Raw genomic sequence first — 10831 nt, 5'->3', positions numbered from 1 at the left:
CGGGCGGCGCCGCGCGAAGTCGGCCGCCGCCCGCAGGTCGCGGAGCAGGAACGCCCGCGTGCGGTGCTCGAGCACGGCTTCGAGCGCCGTCACCCAGTCTTCGGGCACGTCGATCGCGTCGGCGAGCTCCGGGAGCCCCTCGAGCCCGGCGTCCTTGAGCCACGCCGAGAGCGCGTCGGAGTCAAGCGCCTGCTTCTGCACGTCTTCGAGGGTCTGGAGCTTCGCCGAGAGGGATTTGAATTCCGAGAGGAGCGCGAAGTACTTCTCCCCCGCCGCGGCCGCCGCAAGGCGTGCGGTTTCGGCCGCGGCCGAAGCGTCTTCGAGCGCTAGGGAGGCCTCCTCCTCTTCGGCGCGGGCCTCTTCGAGGGCTTCGGAGAGCGCCGCCGCGGCCTCGGGGTCGGGCTTTTCGAGCGACGCCTCGTCTTCGTCGAGGCGCTCGAGGCGCCCTTGGAGTTCCGCCGCGCGGGCGCGCTCGCGCTCGAGCCCGGCCTCCTCGACCTTCAGCGCCGTGCGCGCCGCCGCGACGCGCCGGCCGGCGTCTTCAGAACGCTCTCGGGCGGCGTCCGCCTCGCCCTCGGCGGCTTCCAAGGCCTCGGCGCGCGCCTCGTTCATTTCTTCAAACTCTTCGAGCGCGGCCTCGAGCGCCTCGATGCGGCCTGCGGACGACTCGATCCTCGCCTCGAGCTCGCGGGCGAGCTTCGTCTTGCCCTCCATCGCCTCACGGGCGTCCTTGAGGTCGCGCTCGGCGGCGCGCCGGCGCTCCACCTGCCGGCTCATCTCGCCCTCGAGCCGCGCGAGGTCCTTTTCGGCCGCGCGGAAGTCGGCCGAAATGCGCTCGTGTTCGGCGTCGGCGCGCTTGAGGTCGTCTTCGAGCGCGCTCTGCGCGCCCTCGGTCTCCTCGAGCGCCGCGCGCTTGGCGGCGATCTCGTTCTCCGTGCGGGTGATCGCCGCGCGCGCCTCGTCGTTTTCGCGGCGTGCGGACTCGCACTGCAGGAAGTACCAGAGGGACTCCGCTTCGGTCTTGCGGCGGTCAAGTTCGACCCAACGGGCGGCGGTGGCGGCTTCGCCCCGCAGGCGCTCCACCTCCTCGGCGCGCACGACCTGCAGATCCGCGGCGCGCTCGAGGTTCTCCGTCGTTTCGCGCAGGCGGCTCTCCGCTTCGCGGCGCCGCTCCTTGTAGAGCGACACGCCCGCGGCCTCCTCCAGATAGACGCGCACCTCCTCGGGCTTGGCGGAGGTGAAGCGCTCGATCATGCCCTGCGAGACGATGGCGTAGCTCTTCGACCCCAGGCCCGTGCCGAGGAAGATCTCCTGCACGTCGCGCTTTCGCACCTGCTGGTGGTTGATGTAGTAGGCCGAGAGCCCGTCGCTCGTGACGACGCGGCGGATCGAAAGTTCGGCGTACTGCCCCCAGGGGCCCTTCACCGCATGGTCAGAATTGTCGAGCACGAGTTCGACGCTTGCGCGCCCGAGGGGCGCGCGCTTCGTCGAGCCCGCGAAGATGAGCTCCGACATCGCCGAGCCGCGCAGCTCCGAAACGCGTCCCTCGCCCAACACCCAGCGCACGGCGTCGATGATGTTCGACTTGCCGCAGCCGTTCGGCCCCACGATGGCGATGAGCGGATCGCGGATTTCGATGACGGTCGGGTCGGCGAAGCTCTTGAAGCCGGCGATTTTGATCTGACGAAGGCGCAAGAAGAGACTCCTCTCGAAGGACGGGCGGGGGGAGGGAAAAATCTGGAAGCGTGCGCATTTTCGCGCAAAAGCGCGTCCTGCGCTCCGGCGGGCTCACCCGGGGGCCTCACGCACGCCCGCGAGCCCCCCGGCTGAATTGCCGCTCCTGTCCGCTTATTCTCCTGGGCGGGCGAATTGTCAAAACGTGAACAAATGAAAAAGCCGCCGGAAATTCCCATATGGCGACGATCCCGTTCAAAACGCGCGCAAGCGCGGATTTTCCAGACGTGCGCCTTTTCCTTCCGCCCTCAATCCGCCGGAATCAAAGCCGCAATTGCAGTTCGTCATTTTGCATTTCCAAAGGTTTTCTATAAAATAGCGATGAAGTTTTTCCGGCGCCTTCTTCACCGAGCCGTGAATCGAAATGATTCCAACCTCGGGCATGATTTCCTCCCGACCCCGGTCCGGCAGGGAGTCCATCGAAGCGGGCGCTTTGACGGAACAACATTCCCGCGCCGCTCCGGTTCATTCGACCGGGCGTTTCGAGATTCCCCCCGGCAATGCCGGCGGCAATTGAGGAGCGCCCTTTCGACCGTACCGGGGAGTACGGCGCCCCCTTGAATTCAATGTGATTGGAGCCTCAAGATGGATTTCATCTCCCCGGAACTCGAGAAGGAACTCGAGGACTGCAACGTCCTGCGCACGGAACTCGCCGCGCGTGAATCGAAGCTGCGCGACGCCGTCGTCGTTCAGGTTCAGCAACTCATCAACCAGATGAACATCAATGCGGACGAACTCGACTTCGACGACCGTCCGCGTGCGCGCGGCCGCGCGGCCGCCGCTCCGAAGTACCGTGATCCGATGTCGGGCCAGGTCTGGTCCGGTCGTGGCCGCAAGCCGAAGTGGTTCAGCGAACGCATCGCCGAAGGCATGACGAAAGATCAGCTCCTCATCTCGAACCAGTGATGAAGCGCTGCAGGGCGGCATGACGACGTTTTGACCGCCGCCCTTCACGCACTTCGCGAAGGAATGCCGGAATCCGCCCGAGGCGTCGGGCGCTCCGGCATTTTTTCTTTTCCGCCGCCCCGCCGTCCGACCTCCCGGGCCGGGCGCGTGCAGGTGCGGCCTTTATAATGGCGCGCGCCTAGACGGCCGCTCCAGGCGACCCGAAAAGGCGCGCCTCAGACCGAACCTCACCAGAAGGAAGACCATGTACGAAGTCGCTCCGCTCCTCGACGATCCCATCCACAACCTCAAAACCCTCCGCGACCTCTACCGCTGGGCGGTGACGGAGATGGAGAACGCCGACCTGAGCTACGGCCACGGTTCGCCCGACTCCTGCGAGGACGCGTCCTTCCTCATCTGCCGCGCTCTGAAGCTCCCCTTCGAGCGCTTTGAGATGTTCCTCGACGCGCAGCTCACGCACAACGAGCTCGTGCGCATCGTGCACCTGATCGACCGGCGCGTCCACGACAAGACGCCGACGGCGTACCTTCTGAAGGAGGCCTGGCTCACCGGCCACCGCTTCTACATCGACGAGCGCGCGCTCATTCCGCGCTCCTACATCGCGGAGCTCATTGAGGACGACCTCGCCCCCTGGATCGAGGATCCCGAAGCGGTCGAGTCGGTCCTCGACCTCTGCACGGGCTCGGGGTGCCTCGCGATCCTCGCGCAGGGCGCCTTCCCGAACGCCCGCGTGACGGGGTCGGACATCTCGCGCGACGCGCTCGAGGTCGCCAAGATCAACCGTCGCGACTACGGGATGGAGGAGACTCTCGAGCTCGTTCAGGGCAACCTCTTCGAGAACCTCCAGGGCCGCCGCTTCGACCTCATCATCTCGAACCCGCCCTACGTCACGACCGCCTCGATGGAGGCGCTGCCGGGCGAATACCGCCACGAGCCCGAGCTCGCGCTCGCCGCGGGCGAAGACGGCATGGACGTGGTGGAGCACATCGTGCGCGAGGCGGCCGACCACCTCACCGAGAACGGAATTCTGATCGTCGAAGTGGGCGACGGCCTCGAAGCGGTCGAGGCGAAGTTCCCGGGGCTGCCGATCACGTGGCTCTCCGTCTCGGGCGGCGACGACCAGGTCTTCATGGCCACCGCCGCGGATCTGCGCACGTACTTCGGCGCCTGATTCCTTCCGGAAGACTCAACCACCATTCTTTCGAGGGGGCGCTCCGCGGGCGCCCCGCGCTTTTTTCGACTTCCTCCCCCGCACCTCCGGTCATGCTTCGTCTCACGAACCTCGCGCTCATGCGCGGCACGCGACTGCTCTACTCCCATGCGACCCTCATTGCGAGCCCCGGCGAACGCATCGGCCTCGTGGGTCCGAACGGATGCGGCAAGTCCACGCTCTTCGCGGCGATTTTGGGCGAGCTCTCGCCCGAAGACGGAGAGCTCGAAACGCCGCGTCCCGAGCGGATCGCCCACGTCGCGCAGAGCTTCAAGGTCGAAGACGTCACGACGATCGAGTACGTCCTGTCGGGCCACGCGCCCCTGATGACCGCCCGCGCGAACCTCGCCGCCGCGGAGGCTTCGGGCGACGAGATGGCGCTCGCCGCCGCACACAGCGAATTGGCGGAGGTGAACGAGGGCGCCGTCACCGCGCAGGCGAAGACCATTCTCTCGGGCCTCGGGTTCTCCGAAGTCGACGCCGGGCGGCCGGTCGAGGACTTCTCGGGCGGCTGGCGCAACCGCATCGCGCTCGCCCGAGCGCTCATGCGGCCTGCGGACCTCCTCCTTCTTGACGAACCGACAAACCACCTCGACATCGACTCCCTCATCTGGCTCGAGAACTGGCTGCGGCGCGTGGAGTCCACCGTCGTCATCATCTCCCACGACCGCGAGTTCCTCGACCGCGCCGTGCAGACGATCTGGTCGGTCGAGGACGGCACGATCTGCCGGTACGCAGGCAACTACTCGCAGTTCGAGCGCGAGCGCATCGAAAAGCTGCGCCAGCAGGACGCGGCGCGCCGCGCCTATGAAACCGAAGCCGCGCACCTCACGAGCTACATCGAGCGCTTCCGCTACAAGGCCTCAAAGGCGAGGCAGGCGCAGTCGCGCATCAAGATGCTCGAGCGCCTCGAGGCCGTTGAGCCCGTGCGCGCGAAGCGCGAGTGGCGCTTCAACTTTCTCAAGCCCCTGCGGCTGCCCGAGCACCTCGTGGACGCCGAAGACCTTTCGGTGGGCTACGGCGACCGGGTAGTCCTCTCGCACGTCACCTTCTCCGTGCGCTCGGGCGAGCGCATCGGCATTCTCGGCGTCAACGGCGCCGGCAAGTCCACGCTCGTCAAGGCGATCGTCGGCGACCTCAAGCCCATGGCGGGCGAAATCCGCCGCGGCCAGGGGCTCGAGATCGGATACTTCGCGCAGCATCAGCTCGATCAGCTGCGTATGGACGAGACGCCCCTCGAGCAGCTCCGCCACATCGCCCCCGACGCGCGCGAGCAGGAGCTGCGCGACTTCCTCGGGACCTACCGCTTCTCCGGCGACTTTGCCACGAGCCCCGTCGGCCCCATGTCGGGCGGCGAAAAGGCGCGCCTCGCGCTTGCCCTGATCGCGTGGAGGAAGCCCAACCTCCTCGTGCTCGACGAACCGACGAACCACCTCGACATGGAGACCCGCGAGGCACTCACGATGGCGCTCTCGACCTATGAGGGCGCGGTGCTTCTCGTCTCCCATGACCGGCACCTGCTGCGCGCCGTCACGGACGAACTCTGGCTCGTGCACGACGGCCGGCGCGAGCTCTTTGAGGGCGACCTCGACGACTACGCCGCGCTCGTGCTCGAGCACCGGCGGACCACCGCCGCGCAGGAGCGCGCCGAGCGCATCGCCGCCAAGCCCGCCGCTCCGTCGGTCAACAAGTCCGAGGCCCGCCGCCAGGCCGCGCAGGAGCGCGCCCGCATCGCTGAGCTGCGCCGCCCCCTGAAGCGCGAGCTCGAAAAGGTCGAGAAGGAGATGAACGCCCTCGGTGAGAAGCTGAAGGCCCTCGACGCGAAGCTCGCCGATCCGGAGTTCTACAACTCGGAGGCCGACGCCGACGCGGTCGCGAAGACCCTGCGCGAGCACGGCGAGCTCGCCCCCAAGGTCGAGGCGCTTGAAATGCGCTGGCTCGAACTCTCCGAACAAATCGAGGCGATCGGCGCCGAAGAAAAGGCCTGATCCGGTCCGGGCGGATTCCCCCCCGCCGGAGAAAGCAGCGCCCGGAGCTTCAACGAAGAGGCCCGGGCGTTTTTGTTGGGTTTTCGAGCTGGCTCCGCGGCGTCAGCCTTCCTTGGGCGTCTCCTCAGAGGGCTGCTCCGGCGTCTCTTCGGCGGGACCGGCGGCAAGCCGCCCGGCCTGCCAGGTCTTGAAGGCGTCCTCGACCTTCGGCGCCATCGCGACGCGGTAGACGTGGCGGTCGGCTTCGGCCTCGAACCCCTCCTTCGGATCGTCGTCCACACCCGGCACGAAGGCCGACGAGGCGGCGAGGAGCGTCGTCATCACGAAGAGGTTGATCGTCTCGGCGTCGAGGTCCATCTCCGCCTCCGTGGGGTCGCGGCCCGCGGCGAAGGCCGCGGTGGAGCGCGGCCCGTAGCGCAGCGCATACCCCATCACGATCTCCTCGCGGCGGCCCTGCGGGATTTCCTCGCTGCCCTCGCGCACGTAGAGCGCGCGCATGTCGTGGAGGAAGTACGGGTCGGCAACCAGCTTCTCGAGGAACGCCGCGTCGGCGTCGGAGAGCGCGTTGTAGCCGAGGAGGACTTCGTTCAGGCCGTCGGCGGGTTCGGGCGTCCAGTCCGGATAGTCCCGGCGGAATTCATCCGAAACGGCGCTCTCCTCAAAGACCGTCTCGAGGTCGACGAGGCGGTCGCCCGCGAGGGCGGCGTTTGCGGTCGCGTAGCTCGTGAAGGCCGTGACCACCTGGTCCTTGCAGGTCGACACTGAAATTACGGAGCCCGATCCGCGTTCGGCGAGCTCGCCCGTCATGTCGAGGAGCGTCATCACGAAGTCCATGCCGAAGTAGCACGCGAGGCTCCGGTCGTCCATCGAACGCCCGGCCTCCTCGATGCCCGCGGCGCGCATCTTCGCAATGCCCCACCGCTCGCGCAGCGCCTTCAGAACCTTCGGGCCCATCCAACCCGAGACGTCGCGGAAGTCTTCGCGCAGGTCGAGGAGCGTCGCCGCAACGACGTACGCGACCGCGGCGCAGGCGTCCTCGCGCTGCTCCATGGTCATCTTGGTCGAGGCGCGCACCGCGTCGCAGAGCGCCACGGTCATGCCGATGAAGAAGTGCTGGAGCTCAAAGTAGTTCGAGAGGTCGCCCTTCGTCACGGGGCCGCTGTAGTTCGCCGCGAGGATCTCGAGGTGCGCAAAGCCCTGCTCCTCGTAGAAGCGCGCGTTGAGCGTTTCGCGCAGGCGATCGAGCATCTCGACGTAGGTGATCGGCTGGGAGGGGCGCCGATTGTCGGCGCGGCGTTGCGCAAGCTTGCGCGCGCGGCGCGGGCTGGTCTTGCTCTTCGGCATGGTGGCTGAGGGTCCTTCTGCGGAGGGCGTGCGGACCGTCGGGGTCCCTGCGCGCGCCTTCAGGTTCTTTTTCGTTCGCGCTTCCGAGTCTATGAACCGATCCTTAAGCGTCGATTGCGCCGGGAGCGGTCCCGCGGGAAATCCCTCAGGAAGCGGCGGGGCCGCGGCGCGGATCGCTTAACATTGCGGCCGACCGAAATTCTTCTCCGCGCTCCCCACGGGAACGCGCCAACCCTTCAGCAAAGGCACCACAGATGTCCGAAGTCTCCGCCGACTGGCTCCTCGCCACCCTCATCGACGCTCAGGACGCCCTCGCCGAGGCCGTCACGAAGCTCGAAGACCATCCCGATTCCGAAACCGCCGCGGAGATCCTCCGCCGCGACCTCGTCGCCGCGTACGCGAAGCTCAACTACGCCGTCAACACGGCCGAGCTCGGCCCCGAGGCGCTCAACGTGATGAGCGAGGACGCGCTCATCGCCTGGCCCGCCGACATGCCCTTCCTCACCGTTGAGGAGCTCGAGGCGGCCGAGGCCGAAGAGGCCGAGGAAACGGACGCCGCCGGGCGCTGAGTTTCTCCCCGGACCGCCGAAGGCCCGTCAGCGCGCGGGCCGCAGATCCCGCGCGCGCCAGCCGAGCGCAAAGAGGACGCCGAAGTAGAGCGCTGCCGCGCCCGCGACGAGCCCGAGCACGCCCACGGCGCGCACGCTCCAACCGAGCGCCGTCCAGTCCACCCCGCGCTGCGCCCACCAGAGGGCGGCGCCCATCGCCGCGCTCGCGGCGGCGATCCGGAGCACCGCCTTGAGCCACCCCGCGCAGGGGCGGTAGATCCCGCGCCGGCGCAGGATCACGAGAAGCGCCAGGGCGTTCACCACGCTCCCGAGGCCCACCGAAAGCGCAAGCCCCGCGTGGGCGAAGAAGGGAACGGCGACGCAGTTGATGAGCTGCACGCAGATAAGGGAGGCGAAGGCCGCCTTCACGGGCGTGCGGATGTCCTTGCGCGCATAGAAGGCCGGGGCGATGATTTTGAGTCCGATCAGGCCCATCAGCCCCACCGCGTAGCCCACGACCGCCACCGCGGTCTGCGCCACGTCTTCCGGCGTGAAGTTCCGGCCCTGGAAGAGGAAGCTCACGAGCGCGTCCGCCGTGAGCCAGAGCCCGATGCTCGCGGGAACGCCCACCAGGACCACCAGCCTCAGGCCGTGGTCGAGGAGCGAGTTGTAGCGCACGGCGTCGCCCTTGGTGTGGGCAGCGGAAAGGCCCGGCAGCAGCACCGTCCCGAGCGCGACCCCGAGGAGCGCCGTCGGGAACTCCATCAGGCGGTCGGCGTAGTTGAGCCACGTCACCGCGCCGTGCCCGAGGCGCGAGGCGATGTTGGTGTTGATGAGAATCGAGAGCTGCGCGACGCCGACGCCGAAGAGCGCCGGGAGCATCAGGGTCATCACGCGCCGCACCGCGGGGTCGGCGAGCGACTCCTTCAGGCCGCGCGGGCGCACGAAGATCCCCATCTTCGCGAGCACGAGGCCTTGGGCGACCAGCTGCAGCACGCCGCCGCCGATCACCGCGACGACGAGCGCCCAGACGGGCTCCTCCATCCGGGGCGCGAGAAGGAGCGTGCAGACGATGAAGGCGATGTTGAGGAGAACGGGCGTCGCCGCGGGCACCGCGAACTTCTTCAGGGTGTTGAGCACCGCGGCGGCGAGCGCCACGAGGCTCATGAAGGCGATGTAGGGGAACATGAAGCGCGTCATCGCCGTCGCGAGGTCGAAGGCGGCGGGGTTTTCGCGCATGCCGCCCGCGATCGCCCAGACGAGGAGCGGCGCGGCGAGAACGCCCAGGACGCTCACGAGGAGCACCGCACAGGCGAGCACCGTGAAGACGTGGTCGATGAAGCGGCGCGTCTTCGCCGGGCTCTGCGTCTCCCTCACCTCGGAGAGCATCGGCACGAACGCCTGCTGGAAGGCCCCTTCGGCAAAAAGGCGCCGAAGCATGTTCGGCAGCCGGAAGGCAACGTAGAAGGCGTCGGTCTCGGCCGTGGCGCCAAAGAAGCGCGCGATGAGCATGTCGCGCACGACGCCCGTGATGCGCGAGAGGAGCGTAAGGCCGGAGACGGCGGCGGCGGACTTGAGAAGCGACATGCGGGATCGGCCGGGGAATCGGGAGAAATTTCGGAAATGACGCGGATTTCCGGCGCCTTCAAGGTGAAGCGCGCCGAAAAAGGTGCTATAGTCTAGGACTTTTCCGGCCGTCCCATTCGGATGATTTGTTTCCGAAGTGGGCGGACCCCAATGAATTCCGTCCCCGGCGCCCACCGGGCGGACCGCCTTGAGCGGCCGCTCAGCCGGAGAGGGAAGCTTGATCGTCGACTGATTTTTAGGACATTTCAAACATGGCCAATACCAAGCAAGCCCGCAAGCGCGCCCGCCAGACCGTCGCGCGCAATCTGCATCTCGCCGCCCAGCGCAGCCAGTACCGCACCGCCATCAAGAAGGTGCGCAAGCTCGTCGCGGCCGGCGACAAGGCTGCTGCCCAGGAAGCCTTCAAGGCTGCCGAATCCGTGATGGACAAGATGGTCGGCAAGAGCGTTCTGCACCGCAACGCCGCCGCTCGTCACAAGAGCCGCCTCTCCGCCGAAATCAAGGCGATGGCCGCCGCCGCTTAATTCGGCTCGGCTGAACTCCTGAAGCGCCGTTCCCTCAGGCGGCGCAGACCAGGCGTCGATCTAGAAAAAGCCCCGGGTATCTCTGCCGGGGCTTTTTCATATCCAGCGTGAAGCTCCGGCCCCGGGCGCCCTTCTGCACGGAGAGCCCGGAAGCCGGCGGCCGGAGTGAACTCAAGCCGAGACGGCGACGCCCGCACCCGGAATCACATAGAAGAGCACGGCGAAAAACTGCAGCGCCGTGCCGGCGAGCACGAAGACGTGCCAGACGGCGTGGCTGTAGGGCAGCCGCTCCCAGAGATAGAAGATCACCCCGAGCGAGTACGTGAGCCCGCCTCCGGCGAGAAGCCAGAGCCCGCCCGCGGGAAGCGCGTCGATCAGGGGCTTCGCCACAAAGACGATGCACCAGCCGAGCGTGAGGTAGAGCACGCAGTTGATCCAGTCGGCGGCCTTGAGAAGCACGGGCTGGAGCACCGCGCCCGCAATCGCCGTGGTCCAGACGATCGAGCAGAGGACGATGCCCTTCGTACCCCCGAGCGTGATGAGGCAGAAGGGCGTGTAGGACCCCGCAATCAGGATGTAGATCGCGCTGTGGTCGAGCACCTGCAGCACGCGCTTCGCCTTGAGGTTCGGTATTGCGTGATAGAGCGTCGAAATCGTATAGAGGATGATCATCGCGCAGCCGAAGATCACGGTCGAGACGAGCGTGACCGCGCCCGCCTTTTCCTGCACGGAGAAGACGATCATCAAGACGAGCGCGGCGATCGAAAGAAGCGTCGCCACGCCGTGCGTCACGGCGTTCGCGATCTCCTCGCCCAAGCTGTACTGGCCGAGCGAGCGCAGGGCCGAGCTGTCCGAAGCGTTTTCCAACCGATCCATGTTTCCCTTCCCAAAAAAAGTTCAGCACTGAAGGCCGGAGCCCTCAGACGAAGCACATTCTGGAGTCGGATTAGCCCGCTGACGGGGATGCAGATTAGGTGAAAACCCTTGCTT

Annotated in this window: 10 protein-coding genes; 5 read left to right on the top strand and 5 right to left on the bottom strand. The window is 67.2% G+C overall.

Going from position 1 to position 10831, the window contains the following annotated elements:
• Together ACT6Y9_RS04710 and ACT6Y9_RS04705 are read right to left on the bottom strand one after the other, a co-directional pair.
• A partial coding sequence (locus ACT6Y9_RS04710) for an AAA family ATPase (protein WP_443743670.1) occupies positions 1–1695 on the bottom strand: 1695 nt, incomplete at its 3' end.
• A gap of 234 nt (positions 1696–1929) precedes the next feature.
• Complete coding sequence (locus ACT6Y9_RS04705) at positions 1930–2154, bottom strand: hypothetical protein (RefSeq protein ID WP_295480434.1); 225 nt, start codon at positions 2152–2154, stop codon at positions 1930–1932.
• A gap of 165 nt (positions 2155–2319) precedes the next feature.
• On the opposite strand from ACT6Y9_RS04705, the gene ACT6Y9_RS04700 reads away from it, so the two are divergent.
• The 3 genes from ACT6Y9_RS04700 (at position 2320) to ACT6Y9_RS04690 (ending at position 5838) form a co-directional block, all read left to right on the top strand.
• Positions 2320–2640, top strand: a complete 321-nt coding sequence (locus tag ACT6Y9_RS04700; protein WP_295480432.1) for an H-NS histone family protein — start codon at positions 2320–2322, stop codon at positions 2638–2640.
• Between the two features lie 244 nt (positions 2641–2884).
• Entirely contained in the window at positions 2885–3811 is a 927-nt protein-coding gene (gene prmB / locus ACT6Y9_RS04695; protein WP_295480430.1) for a 50S ribosomal protein L3 N(5)-glutamine methyltransferase, read from the top strand.
• Positions 3812–3903: 92 nt separating this feature from the next.
• On the top strand, positions 3904–5838 hold the full coding sequence (locus ACT6Y9_RS04690; RefSeq protein ID WP_443743669.1) for an ABC-F family ATP-binding cassette domain-containing protein: 1935 nt from the start codon (positions 3904–3906) through the stop codon (positions 5836–5838).
• Positions 5839–5940: 102 nt separating this feature from the next.
• Here the strand turns inward: ACT6Y9_RS04690 and ACT6Y9_RS04685 are convergent, their stop codons facing one another.
• Positions 5941–7182: a hypothetical protein gene (locus ACT6Y9_RS04685; RefSeq protein WP_443743668.1), complete on the bottom strand. Its 1242-nt coding sequence runs from the start codon at positions 7180–7182 to the stop codon at positions 5941–5943.
• 254 nt (positions 7183–7436) lie between these two features.
• Here ACT6Y9_RS04685 and ACT6Y9_RS04680 point away from each other — a divergent pair, with 254 nt between their 5' ends.
• Positions 7437–7751 (top strand): hypothetical protein, encoded by a 315-nt coding sequence (locus ACT6Y9_RS04680; protein WP_295480424.1) that lies wholly within the window; start codon positions 7437–7439, stop codon positions 7749–7751.
• Between the two features lie 27 nt (positions 7752–7778).
• Here the strand turns inward: ACT6Y9_RS04680 and murJ are convergent, their stop codons facing one another.
• Positions 7779–9317: a murein biosynthesis integral membrane protein MurJ gene (gene murJ / locus ACT6Y9_RS04675; RefSeq protein ID WP_443743667.1), complete on the bottom strand. Its 1539-nt coding sequence runs from the start codon at positions 9315–9317 to the stop codon at positions 7779–7781.
• 251 nt (positions 9318–9568) lie between these two features.
• Between murJ and rpsT the strand changes: the two genes are divergently transcribed.
• A complete protein-coding gene (gene rpsT / locus ACT6Y9_RS04670) occupies positions 9569–9841 on the top strand; it encodes a 30S ribosomal protein S20 (RefSeq protein ID WP_295480420.1) in 273 nt (90 codons plus the stop codon).
• 171 nt (positions 9842–10012) lie between these two features.
• On the opposite strand, the gene trhA is transcribed toward rpsT, so the two are convergent.
• Positions 10013–10717, bottom strand: a complete 705-nt coding sequence (gene trhA / locus ACT6Y9_RS04665; protein WP_443743666.1) for a PAQR family membrane homeostasis protein TrhA — start codon at positions 10715–10717, stop codon at positions 10013–10015.
• Between the last annotated feature and the right edge of the window lie 114 nt (positions 10718–10831).

The organism is Sutterella sp., from assembly GCF_052272535.1.
Classification (GTDB): domain Bacteria; phylum Pseudomonadota; class Gammaproteobacteria; order Burkholderiales; family Burkholderiaceae_F; genus Sutterella.
The sequence above is the reverse complement of the archived record's forward strand: the minus strand, read 5'-3'. Positions and strand labels throughout refer to the sequence as shown.

Coding starts and splice junctions, on each gene's coding strand:
- ACT6Y9_RS04705 (WP_295480434.1), bottom strand. CDS start 2,154: ATGGACTCCCTGCCGGACCGGGGTCGGGAGGAAATCATGCCCGAGGTT.
- ACT6Y9_RS04700 (WP_295480432.1), top strand. CDS start 2,320: ATGGATTTCATCTCCCCGGAACTCGAGAAGGAACTCGAGGACTGCAAC.
- prmB (WP_295480430.1), top strand. CDS start 2,885: ATGTACGAAGTCGCTCCGCTCCTCGACGATCCCATCCACAACCTCAAA.
- ACT6Y9_RS04690 (WP_443743669.1), top strand. CDS start 3,904: ATGCTTCGTCTCACGAACCTCGCGCTCATGCGCGGCACGCGACTGCTC.
- ACT6Y9_RS04685 (WP_443743668.1), bottom strand. CDS start 7,182: ATGCCGAAGAGCAAGACCAGCCCGCGCCGCGCGCGCAAGCTTGCGCAA.
- ACT6Y9_RS04680 (WP_295480424.1), top strand. CDS start 7,437: ATGTCCGAAGTCTCCGCCGACTGGCTCCTCGCCACCCTCATCGACGCT.
- murJ (WP_443743667.1), bottom strand. CDS start 9,317: ATGTCGCTTCTCAAGTCCGCCGCCGCCGTCTCCGGCCTTACGCTCCTC.
- rpsT (WP_295480420.1), top strand. CDS start 9,569: ATGGCCAATACCAAGCAAGCCCGCAAGCGCGCCCGCCAGACCGTCGCG.
- trhA (WP_443743666.1), bottom strand. CDS start 10,717: ATGGATCGGTTGGAAAACGCTTCGGACAGCTCGGCCCTGCGCTCGCTC.